The organism is Dactylosporangium sp. NPDC006015 (genome assembly GCF_040614215.1).
Taxonomy (GTDB): domain Bacteria; phylum Actinomycetota; class Actinomycetes; order Mycobacteriales; family Micromonosporaceae; genus Dactylosporangium; species Dactylosporangium maewongense.
In genome coordinates this window covers 38,240-56,143 of record NZ_JBEXUD010000006.1, presented here as the reverse complement: position 1 = coordinate 56,143, position 17,904 = coordinate 38,240, and the positions used below count along the sequence as shown (strand labels likewise).

Genomic DNA, 17,904 nt, shown 5'->3' with positions numbered 1-17,904 from the left:
CCCTACCGCTCGAAATGATCGAGGTAGCGCTGCCGCACGGTGTCGAGCCGCTCGCGGGTCCGCTCGACCTGCCAGAAGGCCCAGCCATTGCTGGCCACGCCGACCGCGTGCTCCATGGCCTTGGTGGGTGAGGTAGCCCTGGCCTCGGAGGCGGTCTCGATGGTGCCGTCCGGGTGGACGCGCGCATAGTGCAGCCGGTCACGCCGGCGCCCGATGAGCCGATCGTCGGTGACGATGAAGCCCGCCTGCACCAGATCCTTGAACCGGACCCCGTAGCGGGTGCGCGTCCCGGCTACCCCCGGTCCTGGCGTCACCGGCGACGCCAGTCCGACTGCGTCCAGGCTCCAGATCCGTTTTGCGATCTCGAGGTAGAAGCGGCCGCGCGCGTCGATGAACGGTTCCAGTTTGGTACTCGCGTCGTAGGTGGCGACCATCTGAAGCAGACCGTGACCACGTAGGAACTCCCGAAGCCGGACGTTGCTCCGCTCGAAGAAGTCCGGATTGAGCATCCCAGCCAGCAGGGTGTCTTTCCGATAGCGCACCAGCTTGTCTTCGAGGAGCATCCCCCCGTAGGTTCCGTTGTCCCGTCCGTCCAGGAGCAGCAGGGCCCCGATCCGGTTGCGCAGGTAGCCGTAGTAGCGCTCATCCGGCACCTTGTGCGCGTACCTCGACGCCGTGCTGGTGAAGAGATGTTCGATCTCGAAGTCGCGGTCATTGGATCGACGCTTGAGGAGCCGATCCGTGGGGTCTTCCTCGCCGTTGGTAGCGCCCATCTCCACCCACGCGGTGAGCCTTGTCAGCACATAGTGCACGAACCTTCGCTTGGCGTCATAGGTCAGATCCGGGATGCGCTCCAACCGGGTCGTCCAGTCGGCGGCGTGTTCCCCGAGCGCGCGGCTCAGTTCCTCGGCTGACTCGGTCAGCCGTACTGCCGGCAAGACCGTCGAGACCAGCCCATCGATGTGCTTCTGCTCCACTGGTTCGTCGTCCAGCGTCTGCGTCACGTAGAAGAGGTCGAGAAAGTTGGCCACCATCCGCGCCTTCTGCTCCCGGACCGCCTCCGAGTCACCTGGTCGCAGGGCCGCGATGGTCAGATCGAACTGCTCGGCCATGCCGTTGAAAGCGTTGTACCGCACAGCTTTGAGACCCGGTTTCAGCTCGGAACGCGCACACAGCAGCGCGACGTAGCTGCTATGAAGCGGATACAGCACCTCGGTGAGCAGGCGAGCCCGGTCGCCGTTCTTCTGGTTGGGCCAGATCTCCTCCTCGTGCGAACGCACCCACTCGTGGGTCGCATCGGCCAGACTCGGCCCGGGCTTTTGCGCCACGTCAGGAAACTTGGCCCGGAAGACCGTCCTCAGGTAGGCGAATGCGGCGCCCTGCTCCGTACTCTCCAGAGCCGACACCATCGTGGTCCACTTGCCTTCCAGCTCACGCGGATCGGATCCGGCGTCACTGAGCAGGAATCGCTTGAGGTGGTCCATAGGCGAGAGGCGCACACCACAGTCATTGATCGACTGGAACATCTCCTCGGCGCGATCGCGGTCCCCGGCGTCCATCACGACCAGGGACACCCGGAAGAGCAACCAGTCAATGAACATGACCAGGACGTCGCCGTGGAGTTCTGCCGGGTAGTGGATGTCGATGTACTGGTACGCCTGCCAGATGCGCCGGACGTTGAGCGGAGCGTCGGCCACGTTGAAGCCGCGCCCGTTCAGGAGAGCGTCGAAGCAGCTGCCGTACTCCTCGACGTCCACCCGAAACGTCCGCCGGACAAACCGTTCGGACATGATCAACGTGGAAAGCCTGCCGGCCCTGGTGCCCGCCTTTGGGATCGCCGCCGCTTGCCGCTGTAGGTAGATCAGCAGGAGCAGGAGCGTGATAATGCGCTGCTGACCATCAACCAGGGAGGTTTGTTCTTCCGCGGTGCAGATGATGTACGGTCCGAGGAAGTACGGGTCGTACGAACTCACGTCCTGCAGCGAGTGGTGTTCTTTGTACTGATCCAAGAACTTCCTGGAAAGGTCAGCCATCAGTCGCGCGACTTGGGGCTCCTCCCAGACATATGCACGCTGGTAGTAGTCGAGGGCGAAAGGCCCCGTGCTGAACAGCGCGTCGACGGACTGCTCGCGGGCGGTGACCAGCTTCTTGGTGTTGTTGCGACCCCTTGCCACGACAGCCCTCGCTAGACGGCCACGATCGCTTTGGCCGCCACGATCGGCTCACCGCCACCGCGCCAGACGTAGCCGGAGCGAGCGATCCGAACGGCAGTCCCGGGTTCGGGAGCCTGCGCCTCAGCATCGTGCGATCCCGGATCGAAGGGCACGGTCTCGCCCGGCTGGCCCAGCGGCCACAGTCGCTTGCGCCTCGCCTCCTCCGTGAAGAGCTTGACGACCCCGGTGATCGTGTCACCGCGAGCCTGGAGAACCTCGACGGCCACGGCGAGATCAGCGACCAGCCTGGCCTTCTCAAACTCCTGGTCGACCCACCCGGCGTCAGCGGTCCCGGCGCTGGCGAGCGCGTCGGTCACGTTCTGCACCAACGCCCGCGCCAGCCATGCCGGCAGCTTTGCAAGGAGGTTGCCGGCCAGCACGTCCAGTGAATTCCGGGCGGGCTGCCGTTCGGCCGACCACTCGTACCGGGTGCTCACCATGGTGATCTGCGGGTGGAGCTTGATCACACGCTGAACTCGCGTCCAGTGGCGGTCGACATCGGCCTTCTTCACACCGGCGTCGATCAACTGTTGCTTGATTTCCTGCGCACGGATCGGTTTCGGTGAAGCACGGATGATCTCAACAAAGACCAATCCTTGATCTTTTCCGAACTGCTTGACCAGGGAATTCATCTCCACAACCCACCGCCCGCGGCTCGATTCACGTATTCCCAGATGCTAATCACGCAAGATGGCGACAACACTGTCCGCTATGCGACAAGGTATTTCTATTCCGATCATTTTCATGCTTAGCGTATAGAGGTTGGACAATTCGATGCCGGGTTTGACAGGGCGGATGTTGACCGATCCGGCCAGAGCCATGGCCAGGGAAGCGATCGCGGCAGGCGCCGACGCCGGCAACAGGATCCCCCGCAGCGTCGGGGTGCCGGTGGTGGCCGGATGTAGAGGCGAACCCAGTCGGCGTTCTCCCCGACCGGCCCGGCGTGCAACGGGGAGAAAGTCCGGGCGGGTGGTCCGACGGGTCCACCATGCCACCGCTCATGCCCGCCGGGGAACCTCTGCGTGGGAGTGGATCACGCGACTCACGACACATGTGTTCTGCCACGTTCGACGTAGAAGTCGGGTGCGGAGCGGGCGGATGATGGCGGCTCCATCAATGTCGATGCGGCGGGACGGCCCCATCCTCCAAGACCGAACCGTCCCGCTGCTCCCCGTGAGGAGCCCCTCCATCATGTCCTATGAGACGCTGAGCCGGTCCGTCGTTTTCGTGGTGACGCTCGTGGTCCTGCTCGTCGGGCACTCGCTCGGTGATCACGTGGCGCAGACCGACCGGCAGGCGGCGCACAAGGCGACCCGCGGCGCCGCCGGCTGGCGGGCCCTCGCTGGGCATCTGCTGACGTACCACGTGACGATCACCGCGGCGCTGCTGCTGACCTGTGCGGCGCTGCGCCTGCCGCTGTCGCCGGCCGGGGTCGGCGCCGGGGTGGCGTTCTCCGCCCTGACCCACGGCCTGCTCGACCGGCGCTGGCCGGTGCGGGCGGTGCTGCGGGCGACAGGCTCGCCGCGGTTCGCCGACACGACCAGCCCGGTCTGCGGCATGTACGTCGCCGACCAGGCCCTGCACCAGGTCTCGCTGCTGATCTCGGCGCTGCTCGTGGCCGGCTTGTAAATCGGGGTGCAACACTTCGGCGGGTCCAGGCGTGATACCGGCATGCCACGCCCTCCGGAGGACTTCGCGGAGCTGTACGGGACCCGGTTCGCCGGGATCGCTGTGCAGCTCTACGCGTACCTGGGCGACCATGCCGAGGCGCAGGACCTGACCCAGGAGGCGTTCTGCCGTGCCCTGGAGCGCTGGCCGGCGGTGTCCGGTTACACCGACCCGGCCGCGTGGGTGCGGCACGTCGCGTGGAACCTGGCGACGAGCCGGCTCCGGAGGTTGCAGCACGCGGTGCGCTTCCTGCAACGCCAGCGCGTCCCCGACCCGGTGCCGGGCCCGTCGCCGGACCGGATCGTCCTGCTGGAGGCGTTGGCGACGTTGCCGCCGGTACAGCGGCGCGCCCTGGTCCTGCGGCATCTGGGCCAGCTGACCACGGCGGAGATCGCCGAGCAGGAGGGCGTCGCCGAAGGCACGGTGCGGTCCTGGCTGAGCCGCGGCCACGCGGTCCTCGCAGCACGACTGGACGACCGGGAGGCGTGGCATGCGTGACACGGTGCAGGACGAGTTCGCCCGGTTCGCGGAGGAGGCCGCCGGGACCTTCCGGCCGCTGCCGCTCGACGCCCTGCCGCGGCGGCACCGGCACCGCCGGCTGCGGGTGTGGCTGGCCGCGATCGTCGTGGGAGCGCTCACGACCGGCGGCGGGGTAGCGCTGCGCACCGCCTGGAGCGACCGGCCCCCGCCGCCGCCGACCGGGTTCCGCCTGGTCGAGCGGCCGGTGGTGCTGGCCGGCGGTACCGGCCCGCACCAGGTCGTCTTCCGGGACCGGCGGCACGGCTGGGTGCTCTTCCGCAACTGCGACAGTGCCGGGAAGTGTGCCCCGAGGCTGGGCAGCACCGACGACGGCGGCCTCACCTGGCGCCCCCGGACGCTGCCGGACCTCGGCAACGGAAGCAGCCAATGGCCGTTGGCGCGCCTGGCCTGGCCCGGCAAGCGGACCCTCCAGCTCGACGCCTACAAGCTCTCCTGGGTGTCCACCGACGGCGGCGACACCTGGGCCATGGAGCACCGGTTCGGGCGGCCGGGATGGGTGAATTCGCCGGACCCGATCAGGGTCTGCGACGACCCGAGGGGCGCCGACGCCACCTGTGTCCCCGGCCGGTTGCAGATGGAAGGTGTCGGGGACATCGGCGTCGCCCCCGTCCGAACCGGCTGGTCGCTGGACACGGTTGTGCGCACCGCCAGCGGCGCCCTCTGGGCCACGCTGAGACACAATGTGCAGTTCCCGAGCCCGACGCTGCTGCTCCACTCGGCCGACGGCACGACGTGGAAGGACGTGCGGGAGTCGGCGGAGGCGCGGCTGCTGTCCTCGCCGGACCGCACCGAGGTCTGGTTCGCGGTCATCCGGACCGGCGCCCTGGCACTGCTGGGGAACGGCGTGGCGGTCGAGCAGCCGTCCGTGCCGCCGCTGGACGACACCAGCGTGGTCGCGATCGGCGGGGGTCGTCTGCTGCTGCTGTCCGGCCGGGACGGTCTGCGGCTCTGGACCGCCGCGAACGCCCCCGAGGTGATCCCCGTGCCGGTGAGGTCGGTGGGCGACCCGCCGCTGCAGGTGCTCGACGACGGCGCGGTGGCCGTCGTGGATGGCGACGGCCGGACGACGGTGGGCACGATCGACGGCACCTGGATCCGCTACCCGTGACTGGCTGAGACCGGGCGCACAATTGAACGCGTTCAAGAACGGGTCTACCGTGAGTTGAACACGTTCAAGAAGGGGCCGGTCATGGATCTCAAGCTCGGCACGTACCTCATCTATCTGGCGGTGAGCATCGTCCTCACCGTCTGGGTGGCGCGGACGCTGCTCAAGAACGGCCAGGTGTTCCTCGACGACGCGCTCACGGACGAGCGGCTCGCCAAGTCGGTCAACCACCTGCTGGTGGTCGGCTTCTACCTGCTCAACCTCGGCTACGTGGCGGTGGCGCTGAAGATCGGGCAGCGGCTGCCGGACGGCAGCTCGGCGATGGAGGCCCTGGCGTGGAAGCTGGGCCTGGTGCTGCTCGTGCTCGGCGGGCTGCACTTCTTCAACCTGTTCGTGCTGAGCCGGTTCCGCCGGCGGCGGATGCTGGACCAGCTGCCGCCGCCCGTCCCGCCGACCAGGATGATGCCGGCTCCGTATCCGCCGCTGCCGCCGTACGGGATGTCGCCGCGCCCGGCCGCCCCGCACGGCTACCCGAAGCCCATCTCGCAACCGGTACCGCAGCAGATGCCGCGGCCGGAGACCCAGCCCGACGAGCCGCTGCCACCGCAATGATCACGAAGCTCACCGTGCTCTACGACGCGGGTTGCGGACTGTGCCGGACGGCACGGGCGTGGCTCGCGTCGCGGGCGCAACTGGTGCCGCTGGAGTTCGTTCCGGCGGGTTCGGATGAGGCGCGCCGCCGGTATCCGGCGCTCGATCCGGCAGAGACCCTGGCCGACATCACGGTGGTCGCCGACGACGGCGGCATCTACACCGGCGACGCGGCATGGATCATCTGCCTGTGGGCGCTGGAAGGTTACCGGGGGCTGGCGGCGCGCCTTGCCCGGCCAGACCTGCGCCCGACGGCGCGGCGGATGGTGGCCGCGGCGGCCGCCGTACGCCGGGGGACGACGCCACAAGGATATGGTGCGGACTGTGGTGGAACCTGCGACGTCTGACACCGAGCCGACCGCGAAAGGCGAACAGACCCGGCGGCTGATCGTGGACACCGCCGTCCGGCTCTTCGGCGAGCAGGGCTACGACAAGACCACGATGCGCGCGATCGCAACGGCCGCCGGCGTCTCGGTCGGCAACGCGTACTACTACTTCCCGTCCAAGGATCACCTGGTCCAGGCGTTCTACACCACGGTCCAGGACGCCCACGCCGAGGCGTGCGAGCAGCTCCTGGCCGCGCCGGGGACGTTCGTCGACCGGCTGCGCGCCGCGATGCTCGCCGGCGTGGAGACGATGGCGCCCTATCACGGCTTCGCCGGCACGTTCTTCAAGACGGCCGCCGAGCCCGGCTCGCCGCTGAGCCCGTTCAGCGCCGAATCCGCGCCGGCGCGGGAGCGGTCGGTGCGGATGTTCCGGTCCGTCGTGGACGGCGCCACCACGAAGATCGACCCCGAGCTGCGGGCCGAGCTGCCGGAGCTGCTGTGGCTCGCGCAGATGGGTGTCACGCTGTACTGGGTGCACGACACCTCCCCCGGGCAGGAGAAGACCCGGCTGCTGGTCGAGCGGTCCGCGCCGCTGATCGACCGGCTGGTCGCGATGTCCCGCTTCCGGATGTTCAAGCCCGTCACGCGGGAGATCCTCGGCCTGTACCGGTTGCTGCGCTGAGGTGTCGGCGTTCACTCGGGCGGGTACATCTACGGTTCACGACCAGCAGGTGTTCGCCCAGTTCGAACGCGTGTACGTAACGGATCGGTAACCACTTGTTCAACGTGAACGTTCGCCGACGGCCGGATCCTCGGGTAGCGTCGGCTCGCATGGCGACCTTGCGTATCGACCGCACGGCCGCCGACTCCGATGCGGTGATCTGCGCCATTGAGCAGGCCGAGGGCTACATTGCATCGATCTGCTTCAAGACGGGACCACCGGAGACGGTCGGCGTCGAGCTCGAGTACACCGTCCATGCCAGCGCTGACCCGACGACATATGTCGATCCCGATCGGATGTGTCAGGCGCTCGGCGACCACGCACCACCCGCCCTGCACGCCGGCACGGCACACCTGCCGTTGCGGCACGGGTCGGCCGTCACCCTCGAACCGGGTGGCCAGGTGGAGCTCTCCACCGTCCCGCAACGCTCCCTGACGGACCTCCACGAGGCCGTCAGCGCCGATCTCGCGGAGCTCACCGGGCGACTCGCCCGCGCCGGGCTGGAGCTCGGCGGCACCGGCATCGACCCGCACCGCCGGCCGCGGCGGATGCTCTCCACTCCCCGGTACGACGCGATGGCGTCGGCGTTCGCGCGCCGCAACGACGCCGGGCGCACCATGATGTGCAGCACTGCCGGCCTGCAGGTCTGCCTCGACGCGGGCCCGCCGTCACGCTGGGCCGCGGTGCACGACCTCGGGCCGCCGCTCATCGCCCTGTTCGCCAACTCGCGGCGCCACGCCGGGCACGACACCGGCTGGGCGTCGGCGCGGATGCGCACGTGGCTGGCGATCGACCCGTCCAGGACCCGTCCGGTCCCCTTTCTTGAGGATCCCGCCGGCGAGTGGGCCCGCTACGCCTTGGACGCGCAACTGCTCTGCGTCCGGCGCGCCGACGGGCCGTGGACCGCGCCGGCGGGGGTCACGTTCGCCGACTGGATCCGCGGCGCGCTGGGCGAGCCGCCGACCTGGGCGGACCTCGACTACCACCTGAGCACGCTGTTCCCGCCGGTACGCCCGCGCGGCTACCTCGAGGTGCGCTACCTCGACACGCTGCGGGGCCCCGACTGGTTCGCGCCGGCCGCGATCCTCACCGCGCTGCTCGCCGACGAGCCGACCGTCGACCGGGTGCGTGAGCTGTGCGCGCCCGTCGCCGGCGAGTGGGCCCTGGCCGCCCGCCTCGGCATGGCCGACCCGGCCCTGGCCCGGGCCGCGACCGCGGTCCGCGACCTGGCCCTGTCACGGCTCGACCTGCCCGACGACCTGCTGCTGGACGTCATCGAAGGGAGCACCCGCCATGAACGGTTCGAAGCGTAGCGTCTGGTCCGGCCGTCGCCGGAGCGCGGCTCGCTGCAGCGCGGCTCGCCGGAGCGCCGCGGAGGTGACGGCATGAGTCTGAGAGAGCGCGTGGCCGCCGAGCTGGAACGCACCCGCCGGCGGTCCGAGATCCTCACCGACGCCGTCGACGACGCCGACCTCGTCCGGCAGCACTCGCCGCTGATGTCTCCGTTGGTGTGGGACCTGGCGCACATCGGCAACCAGGAGGAGCTGTGGCTCGTCCGTGACGTCGGCGGCCGCGAACCCGTCCGGCAGGACATCGACCACCTCTACGACGCGTTCAAGCACGCCCGGCGGGACCGGCCGCAGCTGCCGCTGCTCGGCCCGGCGGAGGCCCGCGCGTACGTCTCGACCGTCCGCGACAAGGTGCTCGACGTCGTCGACCGCCTGCCCTCAGACCCGGCGCGGCAGCTGCTGCGGGACGGGTTCGCGTTCGGGATGATCGTGCAGCACGAGCAGCAGCACGACGAGACGATGCTCGCCACCCACCAGTTGCGGGCGGGTTCGCCGGTACTGGCGGCAGACCCGCCACCGTCCGCGGTCGTCGCCGTGGGCGGGGAGGTGCACGTGCCGGCCGGACCGTTCGACATGGGCACGTCGACCGAGCCGTGGGCCCTGGACAACGAACGCCCCGCGCACCGCGTCGACGTGCCCGCCTTCTGGATCGACGCCGCCCCCGTCACGAACGCGCAGTACGCGGCGTTCATCGACGCCGGCGGCTACGACCAGCCGCGCTTCTGGTCCGCCGCCGGCTGGGAACACCGTGTTGCGGCCGGGCTGGAAGCGCCGCTGCACTGGACGCGGGACGGCGGCGACTGGCACGCCACCACCTTCGGCCGCACGGCGCCGATCGTGCCGGACGCGCCGGTGGTGCACGTCTGCTTCCACGAGGCCGCGGCGTACGCCGCCTGGGCCGGCCGGCGGCTGCCGACCGAGGCCGAGTGGGAGAAGGCGGCCAGGTTCGACCCCGCGACGGGCCGATCCCGGCGGTACCCCTGGGGCGACGACGACCCGACGCCGCGCCACGCCAACCTGGGCCAGCGGCACCTGCGGCCGGCATCCGTCGGCGCCTACCCGGACGGTGCGTCGCCGCTCGGCGTCCACCAGCTCATCGGCGACGTGTGGGAGTGGGTCGACAGCGGCTTCCTGCCCTATCCGGGGTTCAGCGCCTTCCCGTACCGCGAGTACTCCGAGGTGTTCTTCGGCGGCGACTACAAGATGCTGCGCGGCGGGTCGTTCGGCACCGACCGGGCGGCGTGCCGGGGCACGTTCCGCAACTGGGACCACCCGATCCGCCGCCAGATCTTCAGCGGCTTCCGCACGGCCTCCTCCTCGGGGCCCGCCTAGTGTGCCGTCACCTGGCGTACCTCGGTCCGCCGATCCCGCTGTCGCGACTGCTCTTCGACGCGCCGCACGGCCTGTCACACCAGTCGTGGGCGCCGCGCGACATGCGGGGCGGCGGCACCATCAACGCCGACGGCTTCGGGCTGGGCTGGTTCCCCGGCCCCGTGGTGTACCGGTCGGCCCGTCCACTGTGGACCGACCCGTCACTGCCCGCGCTGGCCTCGGCGACCTCGTCGGGCGCGGTGCTGGCCGCGGTGCGCTCCGCCACGGTCGGCATGCCCGTCACCGAGTCCGCGGCCGCGCCGTTCACCTCCGGGTCCTGGCTGTTCAGCCACAACGGGCGCGTCACCGGGTGGCCCGACAGCGTCGCCGCGCTCGCGTCCGAGCTGCCGGTGCGCGACCTGATCACCCTGGACGCCCCCACCGACAGCGCGCTGCTGTGGGCCCTCGTCCGGGCGCGCCTGCGGGCCGGCTCGTCCCCCGGCGACGCGGTGTCCTCGGTCGTCACCTCGGTGGCGGCCGCGGCGCCCGGTTCGCGGCTCAACCTGCTGCTCACCGACGGCCGGTCCATCGCCGCTTCCGTGTACGGCCACGCGCTGTCCGTCCGCGCTGCCCCCGACGGCGGGGTGCTCGTCGCGTCCGAACCGCTGGACGACGACCCCGGCTGGCGCGCCGTCCCCGACTTCTCCCTGCTCGTCGCGGACCTGTCCGCGGTACACATAACGGAAGGTGCCTTCTCGTGACACTGCACGATCCCGACCTCGACGTGTACCTGCTCGACGCCGACCTCACCGCCGCCCTGCGCGCCGACGCCCGGGCGGGCCTCACCGCCACCCCGAAGACCCTCCCGCCGAAGTACTTCTACGACGCCCGCGGCAGCGAACTGTTCGAGGAGATCACCCGCCTGCCCGAGTACTACCCGACCCGCGCCGAACGCTCGATCCTCGCCGACCGGGCCTCGTCGATCGCCCGCATCACCGGCGCGAAGACCCTCGTCGAGCTGGGCTCCGGCTCCTCGGAGAAGACCCGTCTGCTGCTCGACGCGCTGCGCGACGCCGGGACGCTGGGCTCCTTCGCCCCACTGGACGTGTCGGCCTCCGCCCTCCGCGACGCCGTCAGGACCCTCCGGACCGCGTACCCTGACCTGCACATCCACGGCATCGTCGCCGACTTCGTCAACCACCTGGAAACCCTGCCCGACACCGGCGACCGTCTGGTCGCCTTCCTGGGCGGCACGATCGGCAACTTCACCCCCGCCGAACGCGCCCCCTTCCTCGCCGCGCTCCGCGCCCGCCTCAACCCCGGCGAGTGGTTCCTCCTCGGCGCCGACCTCGTCAAGTCCCCGTCGGTCCTCGTCCCCGCCTACGACGACGCGGCCGGCGTCACCGCCGAGTTCAACCGCAACGTCCTGCACGTCCTCAACCGCACCCTCGACGCCGACTTCGATGTCGCCGCCTTCGAGCACGTGGCCCTCTGGGACCCCACCAACGAATGGATCGAGATGCGCCTGCGCTCCACCACCGCGCAGCAGGTGCACGTCGCCGCCCTGGACCTGACGGTCACCTTCACCGCCGGCGAGGAGCTCCGCACCGAGGTCTCCGCCAAGTTCCACCAGTCCGGCCTGACCGCCGAACTCACCGCGGCCGGCTTCTCCGCCCGCCACTGGTGGACCGACCCCGCGCAACGGTTCGCCCTGACCCTGGCCACTGCGGCGTAACCACTCCCACCCCTCGGCGGCCGCGGAGACACACTCCTGTCCCGCGGCCGCGGGGGTAGCGCTCCCGTTCCGCGGCCGCCGCCGGGACGCCCCTGTCCCTGGAATGCTCTCCCACCCCGACCCGACCCGCCGCAGGTCCTGTTCTGCGGCCACCGCCGGAACGCTCCTGTCCCTGGGATGCTCTCCGGCCCCGCAGCGCAGCAAGTCCTGTTCTCTGGCCGCCGCCGGGACGCTCCTGTCCCTGGGATGCTCTCCGGCCCCGCAGCGCAGCAAGTCCTGTTCTCTGGCCGCCGCCGGGACGCTCCTCGCCACCGGCCACCGCTAGGACGCTCTTCTCCACGGCCGCACCTCGGATGCTCACCCCATCCCGCAGTCGCCGCGGCGCTGCACTCCTGTCCCGCGGTGGCCGCCGTGTCTCCCCCGTGTCCCTGCGGGCATCCCGCACCGCAGCCACGGCCCCGCTCGATCCACCCTCCTACCCGCTCCGGTCTTCTCGGTGGATTCCGCTCTCCGCGGCCCGCTGGCTCGCCGATCAGCTGAGGTCCGCCCGAGGCCATCACCCTGCGATCCCAACTCCATCGGTCATCCCGCCTGCGGCGCCTGCCCGTCCTCGGGCGCCGCTGCTCAGGTCCGGCTGCTCAGGTCCGGCTGCTCAGGTCCGGCTGCTCAGGTCCGGCTGCTCAGCGCCGCTTCAGCGCCGTTTCAGCGGACCGCCGCATGCTGCTGGCATGACCGCATCGCCCCCGGCACGGACCGTCTTCGTCGGCACGCCGGCGTTTCTCGGCCGGATCGACGGCGTGACCCGCTGCGCCTTCTGGACCACCGAACCCGTCGAGCACGACTTCGACCCCGCCCGTCTGATCAGCGTGGACCTGGCCCGTGCTCCATCCGCCGCCGTCGCCGAGGAGATCTCCTGGGCGGACGTCGACGTCGACGACTGTTTCAGCGCCCCGGACGGCGACACCGGCGGGTCCACCCTCGGCCCCGCGTGGCCCGAGCTCCGCCTCACCGGCGCCGTCTACCTGGCCACCGCCTTCATCGACCGCCTCCCTCCTTCACTGCGCCCCACCCCGGCCTCCACCGGCTTCACGGGCGCCGAATACGAGTGCCAATCCGTCGTGTACTGGCCCGGCACCCCCGACCCGCGGGCCGGAAACCGCTACGCCGGCCACTGCGCCGAGATCCTCGAGCAGCGAGGCACCCTCGCCCGCGTCGCCGTCTTCCCGCCGGGCCGCTCCACCGACCCGGCCACGTCCCCGGTCACGATGTGGCTCGACCTCGCTTCCCCGGAACACTGCGACGCCGGCCCAGCCAGCCTCACCACCATCGGCGGCCCGGTGACCCGAGGCCCCTTGTTCCTGATCGCCGGCCGTGTCCCTTCCCCTTCGACTACCAACGGGAGCACCGAATGACGAACCATCACCTGCTGCGCACCACCGTCCCCACGAGCGCGATCGCCCCGAAGCTCCCACCGTGGGCGGGCCCCAGCCGCCTCGCACCGTCGGCCTTGTCCGCCGGCCCGCGTCTGACCGCGACCGCCAGCCACTCGCCGGCCCTGACCTCCGGCGCCGCGCGCACGGCCTCACCTTCCGGCGCCGTGCGCACGGCCTCACCTTCCGGCGCCGCGCGCACGGCCTCACCCTCCGGCGGCACGGCGGCGGCAACACTCCGGCGCACGTCGGTGGCGATCTCGGCGCGGGCCGGATCGCTGCAGTCCATCAAGTGGCCGGATGCGCTCGGCGATTGACCGGCTGACCGGTGTCCCTCCCTTCGCTGAACGTCGCCTCGCCGGACTGCTCCGAGTCGTTCTTCGCCGGCCGCGTCGCCAGGTGCGTGCAGCTGCATCACGCCGCCTCCCTCACCGAGCTGCGTGACGTGCTGACGACGGCGGCGTGGCCGGCAGGACCGGTGCACCTGGACCTGATCGGCCACTCGACCCGTGGGCAGCACCTGCTGCGGCTCGGTCGCACCCCGATCGACATGCTCGAACGCGACGTGGCCCGGTTCTTCACCCACTTGGCCGCCGACCGGATCCTGGACCGCCACGACGTGGTGGCGGTCCGGCTCCTCGGCTGCCAGACCGCGGTGACCGACCCGGGCCGCCGCACGCTGCGGATGCTGTCACGGGTGCTGGGCCTTCCCACGTACGGCACGCTCGTCCCCCTCCTCAAGAGCCACTCCGACGCGTCAGGGCTGTCGCCCCGGTTCGCGCACGTGCTCGCCTCCGGCTGACCCTCCACCCACCGAAAGGACCACCACATGCACCGGCTTCCGACTGTTCCGCCGCCATGCCACCCACGACGGCCCGGCCCACACCGCAGGACCTGGTGCCGCCGCGAGCGCCTCCGCCGCACCTGGCACCCACGAACCTGGCACCGCAGGCAGTGACCCAGCAGCCGCCGCCCGCAAACGCCGAACACAGTGACCCAGCAGACACCACCGGCGCACCGCCCACAGACGGTCGGCAGGCACCACCGGACGGGTGTCTGCCGGCACCGGTCCGCGGACCGCGGTCGATGCGACTTCAGTCCGCGGGCGGCCTGCGATCAAGCAGCATCACCGCGTCAGCAGGTCACGGCCTCACGGGGTCGAGGGCTGTAAGCCGAGCGCCTCGCCCGCCACCGGCGCGGAATACACGATCCTGATCTCGGTGGTGCGATACCCGGCGCGGACGAAGGCGGCTGCCATCGGTGCGTTGGTCGCGTCGGTCGTCGCGGTGATGACCTGGGCGCCGTCGGCGGCATGGATGCGCGTGATCTCGCCGAGGATGTCGTCGACATACCCGTGGCCTCGCATCTCGGGCACGACGCCGAGATACCCGACATTGCGGTGGTACGGCGTCGCCGACGGCACCGCCAGCCCCACCAGCGCCCCGTCCCCCGTCGTGACGATCCGCCACCACGAACGGTCCCCCGGGCACCCGAGATAGAAGTCCATCTCGGCGCGTGCGGCGGCGTCGATGCCGTCCGCGGCGACGCTGCGTCGCGTCTGCACGTCGAGGCTGCCCGACGCGACCAGGCGGAACGCGTGCAGGAACTCCTCGTCGCTCGCCTCCTGGAACACCAGACGGTCACGCTCCCGGCCGGCCACTCCCGAGGCGACCGGCCCGGGCGTCCACTCGAAACGCAGCCGCTCCACCTCGTCGGTCAGTCCGGCGGCAATCGCCGCGTCCCGCCGCCAGCCGACGGCCGCCGCCGTCGCGGGGTCGTCCCGCCAGCCCGCTGCGACCGACACGGTGAACTGCGGCGCCACCGGCGCGCCCAGTGCCGACATCCCCGCGCGGAGCAGCGCCGCCGCAAGCGCCGCACGGTCTGGCACCGACGGGTCGACGCTGAGACAGTCGAGCGCGACCGGATGGGTGTCCCCGGCCCGTCCCCACCACAGTGCCCTGGCGATGATCTGGCCGTCGCGCTCGGCGATCCAGGTCCACTCCGGCCGGTACATCCGAGCGGCAAGGTCGGACCGGAAACGCTCGGCGCTGATCCAGCCGACCGGCTCGTCGACGACGACTGCGGCGACCCGGTCGATGTCGTCGGGCGTGGCGGCTCGGATCATGGCGTCACCCTCTCATAGGTCATGAACGCGACACCCGTGTCGAACGTGCGCGTGCCCGCCAGCCGGAACGGCATGGGCTTGAACGGCGCGGCGAACAGCGGTACACCGGAACCGATCGCGACCGGATTGACCTTGAGGATCAGCTCGTCGATCTCGCCGACCAGCTGCGATGCCAGCGCGCCGCCGCCGCACAGCCAGATGTCGAGCCCCTCGCGCCGCTTCAGGTCCCGGACGAGCTCGGCGGGATCGGTGTCTGCGCCCAGGAACGTGACCGTCGGGTCGACGTCGGTGAGCGTCCTGGAGAAGACGAACTGCTCCAGATGTCGATAGGGGCTGGTGATGCCGATCGCGAGGCCGGGCTCATAGGTGCCGCGGCCCATCACGACCGTGTCGAATCGCTTGTTGGGCACGCCTTCCAAGCCGAGCGGCACCCGGGCGTGCGTGGGCAGGGTCTCGGGCCAGGAGGCGATGATCGCCGCCGCCGAGTCGTCCTCGAACCCGAGGAAGTCGAACTGTCCGTCGGGGCCGGCGATGAAGCCGTCGAGCGTGGCGGCGACCAGGTAGGTCAGCTTTCGCATGTCACTCACTCACTTCGTTTGAATCACTGTGGATGAAGTGGTTTGAATGTAGTACTGTGCTTGCAGTGGTGTCAACCAGCCCCGCACGGAAGGACTCAGCGATGCGTCAGAACCCCGCCAGACGGACCGCCCTGCTCGACGCCGCGATCGAGGTCCTGGCCGACGAGGGATCGCGAGGGCTGACACTGCGCGCGGTGGACCAGCAGGCAGAGGTGCCGACCGGCACGACGTCCAACTACTTCAGTAACCGCGCCGACCTGCTGGAGCAGCTCATGGTCCGGGTGCGCGAGCGGCTCACGCCCGACCCGGCGGAGCTTGCCGAGACGATGCGCGCGACACCGTCCCGCGATCTCGTGAAGACCCTCATGCACCAGTTACTGGACAGGACCCGCCGGGAGCGCAGCAGCCACCTCGCCCTGCTGGAGTTACGACTGGAGGCGACCCGCCGGCCCGAGCTCGACACCATGCTGACCCGGTTCTTCACGGCGGACCTGGAGGCGAATGTCGCGTTCCACGTCGACGCGGGCCTGCCCGGCGACAGCGGCTCGGTGCTGCTGCTGTATCTGGGCATGCTCGGCCTGATCGTCGACGACCTCACCGTGCCCGAGGTGCTGCGGCCGCACGGGGTGGAGGCGCTCGTCGACAGCCTGGTCGACCGCGTGTTCCCGCCGCCCGCCGGGGCGGAGGTGGTCGGCCAGGGTTGAGGCGTCAGGAGGGTCGGCCAGGTCAGGCGGACGTCCCGCCCGCGCGGTGACGGGCACGGACCGAGGAGGGCTGCAACGGCGACGGATCGGTCACGGGGGCGAGCGCCATCCGCATCGAGGGCTCGACCGTCGGCGAGGACGTCATCGTGTCGAGATTCTGCGACGGTACGACACCCCGCAGCCGCCGGGACGGCTGCCGTGATGGCGACGAGTCGGTCCAGTCGTGCACAGCGGGCTGCTCGCCCGTCCAGGCATGCGCACGGGCCCACACCTGCGCGCTTGAGGGGTGCTGCGAAGCGAAGGGCTCCGGCGAGGGCGCAAGGCTCGAACGAGAGGAGTGCGATGGCGACGGCTGGAGGTGATTCGCGGAGGCCTGGAACCGGGCGGTGATGTGGTCGTCCAGGGCGGGGCGCGGTGCGGGAACGCTGTGCGGGCGCGGCGCGGGGACACTGTGCGGCTGCGGCGCGGGGACGTTGTGCGTGCGCGGCACGAGGACACTGTGCGGCTGCGGCGCGGGGACGTTGTGCAGTGGCTGCGGCGCGAACCGGGGCGGCGTCGGGAACGCGGGCGGCGGGGCGATCGCGTGCCCGTGGAACCGCGGCTGGGCGGCGGGCGTCGAGAGACGGCGTGGACCGCGGCGTTGACCAGCCGGCGCTGCTGGCGTGGCCGTGGACCCTGCGCCGGCCCGCACCGCAGCGTGCACGGACGGAGCGCCGTGCGCCGAACCGCGGCCGGCGGCGGGCGCGGGCGCGGGCGCGGGCATCGGCGTCTCAGGAGCCTCGGTGCCTGCGCGGTGGGCGACGGTCGAGGCCTGGTGGGCAGGGGCCGGGTCGTTCGGCGTCACGACAGCCGAGGACAGGTCCGAACCCGCGACCGGGGCCGAGTGAGCACCAACCGGGAACAGGTGGGCGCCGGGCGAGGAGGAACGGGCAGAGGAACGGGCAGCGGACGAGGGCAGGAACGGGTCGGCCGGGGCAAGGTGAGTGGAAGGCCAAGGTGCGTGAACGGGGACAGGAACCACGGGCGGGAACGGGGAGTTGGGCTCGGTGTACGTCCTGGCGGCTGCCGGGTGTGGCCGGGACAGGCGGGTCGGGGCGCGGCGGCGGCTGTACGCGCGGCACGTGCCGATGATCGCGGTCGCCGTCAGCGACAGCGGGGCGAGCAGGACGGCCAGGCCGATGAGCATCGGGCCGCCGGTGAAGAGGACCTTGGCCGACCAACCGGCGAGCGCGAGGCCGAAGGTGACGCACACGAGGCGGAGCCGGGAGGCGTTGCCGGGGAGGAAGCCGGCTGCGGCGGTGATGAGACCGGCGATCACGTAGCAGATGAGGAACAGGGTCCCCGCCGTGCTGCCGAGGTGCGAGACGTTCTGGTGCACAAATCCCTCCGAGCCGTACAAACCGTTCCGTCGACAACGGTAGGTGATCGGTTGCGGGCCGGTTGTCAGC

19 protein-coding genes are annotated in these 17,904 nt (G+C 70.9%); 14 read left to right on the top strand and 5 right to left on the bottom strand.

Features of this window, described 5'->3' with window-relative positions; translation table 11 throughout:
- Positions 1 to 2: 2 nt before the first annotated feature.
- Together ABZ321_RS12635 and ABZ321_RS12630 are read right to left on the bottom strand one after the other, a co-directional pair.
- A complete protein-coding gene (locus ABZ321_RS12635) occupies positions 3 to 2,174 on the bottom strand; it encodes a DUF262 domain-containing protein (RefSeq protein WP_344504689.1) in 2,172 nt (723 codons plus the stop codon).
- Between the two features lie 11 nt (positions 2,175 to 2,185).
- Positions 2,186 to 2,845, bottom strand: a complete 660-nt coding sequence (locus ABZ321_RS12630) for a hypothetical protein (protein WP_354890976.1) — start codon at positions 2,843 to 2,845, stop codon at positions 2,186 to 2,188.
- A 559-nt stretch (positions 2,846 to 3,404) separates the two neighbouring features.
- Here ABZ321_RS12630 and ABZ321_RS12625 point away from each other — a divergent pair.
- The 13 genes from ABZ321_RS12625 (at position 3,405) to ABZ321_RS12565 (ending at position 13,851) form a co-directional block, all read left to right on the top strand.
- Complete coding sequence (locus ABZ321_RS12625) at positions 3,405 to 3,842, top strand: DUF3307 domain-containing protein (RefSeq protein WP_344504686.1); 438 nt, start codon at positions 3,405 to 3,407, stop codon at positions 3,840 to 3,842.
- A gap of 42 nt (positions 3,843 to 3,884) precedes the next feature.
- On the top strand, positions 3,885 to 4,379 hold the full coding sequence (locus ABZ321_RS12620; RefSeq protein WP_354890975.1) for a sigma-70 family RNA polymerase sigma factor: 495 nt from the start codon (positions 3,885 to 3,887) through the stop codon (positions 4,377 to 4,379).
- Positions 4,372 to 5,529: a hypothetical protein gene (locus ABZ321_RS12615; protein WP_354890974.1), complete on the top strand. Its 1,158-nt coding sequence runs from the start codon at positions 4,372 to 4,374 to the stop codon at positions 5,527 to 5,529. Before ABZ321_RS12620 ends, ABZ321_RS12615 begins: the two co-directional genes overlap by 8 nt.
- A gap of 81 nt (positions 5,530 to 5,610) precedes the next feature.
- Positions 5,611 to 6,138 carry a hypothetical protein gene (locus ABZ321_RS12610; RefSeq protein WP_354890973.1) on the top strand — a complete coding sequence of 176 codons (528 nt, stop codon included), beginning with the start codon at positions 5,611 to 5,613 and terminating at the stop codon, positions 6,136 to 6,138.
- On the top strand, positions 6,135 to 6,524 hold the full coding sequence (locus ABZ321_RS12605) for a DUF393 domain-containing protein (RefSeq protein ID WP_344504682.1): 390 nt from the start codon (positions 6,135 to 6,137) through the stop codon (positions 6,522 to 6,524). The genes ABZ321_RS12610 and ABZ321_RS12605 overlap by 4 nt, the downstream gene beginning before the upstream one ends.
- Positions 6,502 to 7,185 (top strand): TetR family transcriptional regulator, encoded by a 684-nt coding sequence (locus ABZ321_RS12600; RefSeq protein ID WP_354890972.1) that lies wholly within the window; start codon positions 6,502 to 6,504, stop codon positions 7,183 to 7,185. Before ABZ321_RS12605 ends, ABZ321_RS12600 begins: the two co-directional genes overlap by 23 nt.
- Positions 7,186 to 7,334: 149 nt before the next feature.
- On the top strand, positions 7,335 to 8,537 hold the full coding sequence (gene egtA / locus ABZ321_RS12595) for an ergothioneine biosynthesis glutamate--cysteine ligase EgtA (protein ID WP_354890971.1): 1,203 nt from the start codon (positions 7,335 to 7,337) through the stop codon (positions 8,535 to 8,537).
- Positions 8,538 to 8,609: 72 nt separating this feature from the next.
- Positions 8,610 to 9,905, top strand: a complete 1,296-nt coding sequence (gene egtB, locus ABZ321_RS12590) for an ergothioneine biosynthesis protein EgtB (RefSeq protein WP_354890970.1) — start codon at positions 8,610 to 8,612, stop codon at positions 9,903 to 9,905.
- Positions 9,905 to 10,645 (top strand): ergothioneine biosynthesis protein EgtC, encoded by a 741-nt coding sequence (egtC, locus tag ABZ321_RS12585; RefSeq protein ID WP_354890969.1) that lies wholly within the window; start codon positions 9,905 to 9,907, stop codon positions 10,643 to 10,645. Before egtB ends, egtC begins: the two co-directional genes overlap by 1 nt.
- 2 nt (positions 10,646 to 10,647) lie before the next feature.
- On the top strand, positions 10,648 to 11,619 hold the full coding sequence (egtD, locus tag ABZ321_RS12580; protein ID WP_354891157.1) for an L-histidine N(alpha)-methyltransferase: 972 nt from the start codon (positions 10,648 to 10,650) through the stop codon (positions 11,617 to 11,619).
- A 728-nt stretch (positions 11,620 to 12,347) separates the two neighbouring features.
- On the top strand, positions 12,348 to 13,031 hold the full coding sequence (locus ABZ321_RS12575) for a hypothetical protein (RefSeq protein WP_344504675.1): 684 nt from the start codon (positions 12,348 to 12,350) through the stop codon (positions 13,029 to 13,031).
- Positions 13,028 to 13,366: a hypothetical protein gene (locus ABZ321_RS12570; RefSeq protein ID WP_354890968.1), complete on the top strand. Its 339-nt coding sequence runs from the start codon at positions 13,028 to 13,030 to the stop codon at positions 13,364 to 13,366. Before ABZ321_RS12575 ends, ABZ321_RS12570 begins: the two co-directional genes overlap by 4 nt.
- An 11-nt stretch (positions 13,367 to 13,377) precedes the next feature.
- Positions 13,378 to 13,851 carry a hypothetical protein gene (locus ABZ321_RS12565; RefSeq protein WP_354890967.1) on the top strand — a complete coding sequence of 158 codons (474 nt, stop codon included), beginning with the start codon at positions 13,378 to 13,380 and terminating at the stop codon, positions 13,849 to 13,851.
- 348 nt (positions 13,852 to 14,199) lie between these two features.
- Here the strand turns inward: ABZ321_RS12565 and ABZ321_RS12560 are convergent, their stop codons facing one another.
- Both ABZ321_RS12560 and ABZ321_RS12555 read right to left on the bottom strand, forming a co-directional pair.
- A complete protein-coding gene (locus tag ABZ321_RS12560) occupies positions 14,200 to 15,174 on the bottom strand; it encodes a GNAT family protein (RefSeq protein WP_354890966.1) in 975 nt (324 codons plus the stop codon).
- Positions 15,171 to 15,752, bottom strand: coding sequence for a dihydrofolate reductase family protein (locus tag ABZ321_RS12555; protein ID WP_344504671.1), 582 nt, complete (start codon positions 15,750 to 15,752; stop codon positions 15,171 to 15,173). The genes ABZ321_RS12560 and ABZ321_RS12555 overlap by 4 nt, the downstream gene beginning before the upstream one ends.
- 101 nt (positions 15,753 to 15,853) lie before the next feature.
- On the opposite strand from ABZ321_RS12555, the gene ABZ321_RS12550 reads away from it, so the two are divergent.
- Positions 15,854 to 16,456, top strand: coding sequence for a TetR family transcriptional regulator (locus tag ABZ321_RS12550; protein WP_354890965.1), 603 nt, complete (start codon positions 15,854 to 15,856; stop codon positions 16,454 to 16,456).
- 22 nt (positions 16,457 to 16,478) lie between these two features.
- Here ABZ321_RS12550 and ABZ321_RS12545 read toward each other — a convergent pair whose 3' ends face one another.
- Positions 16,479 to 17,834, bottom strand: a complete 1,356-nt coding sequence (locus ABZ321_RS12545) for a hypothetical protein (protein ID WP_354890964.1) — start codon at positions 17,832 to 17,834, stop codon at positions 16,479 to 16,481.
- Positions 17,835 to 17,904 lie beyond the last annotated feature (70 nt).

Coding starts and splice junctions, on each gene's coding strand:
- ABZ321_RS12630 (WP_354890976.1), bottom strand. CDS start 2,845: ATGAATTCCCTGGTCAAGCAGTTCGGAAAAGATCAAGGATTGGTCTTT.
- ABZ321_RS12625 (WP_344504686.1), top strand. CDS start 3,405: ATGTCCTATGAGACGCTGAGCCGGTCCGTCGTTTTCGTGGTGACGCTC.
- ABZ321_RS12620 (WP_354890975.1), top strand. CDS start 3,885: ATGCCACGCCCTCCGGAGGACTTCGCGGAGCTGTACGGGACCCGGTTC.
- ABZ321_RS12615 (WP_354890974.1), top strand. CDS start 4,372: ATGCGTGACACGGTGCAGGACGAGTTCGCCCGGTTCGCGGAGGAGGCC.
- ABZ321_RS12610 (WP_354890973.1), top strand. CDS start 5,611: ATGGATCTCAAGCTCGGCACGTACCTCATCTATCTGGCGGTGAGCATC.
- ABZ321_RS12605 (WP_344504682.1), top strand. CDS start 6,135: ATGATCACGAAGCTCACCGTGCTCTACGACGCGGGTTGCGGACTGTGC.
- egtA (WP_354890971.1), top strand. CDS start 7,335: ATGGCGACCTTGCGTATCGACCGCACGGCCGCCGACTCCGATGCGGTG.
- egtB (WP_354890970.1), top strand. CDS start 8,610: ATGAGTCTGAGAGAGCGCGTGGCCGCCGAGCTGGAACGCACCCGCCGG.
- ABZ321_RS12575 (WP_344504675.1), top strand. CDS start 12,348: ATGACCGCATCGCCCCCGGCACGGACCGTCTTCGTCGGCACGCCGGCG.
- ABZ321_RS12570 (WP_354890968.1), top strand. CDS start 13,028: ATGACGAACCATCACCTGCTGCGCACCACCGTCCCCACGAGCGCGATC.
- ABZ321_RS12560 (WP_354890966.1), bottom strand. CDS start 15,174: ATGATCCGAGCCGCCACGCCCGACGACATCGACCGGGTCGCCGCAGTC.
- ABZ321_RS12555 (WP_344504671.1), bottom strand. CDS start 15,752: ATGCGAAAGCTGACCTACCTGGTCGCCGCCACGCTCGACGGCTTCATC.
- ABZ321_RS12550 (WP_354890965.1), top strand. CDS start 15,854: ATGCGTCAGAACCCCGCCAGACGGACCGCCCTGCTCGACGCCGCGATC.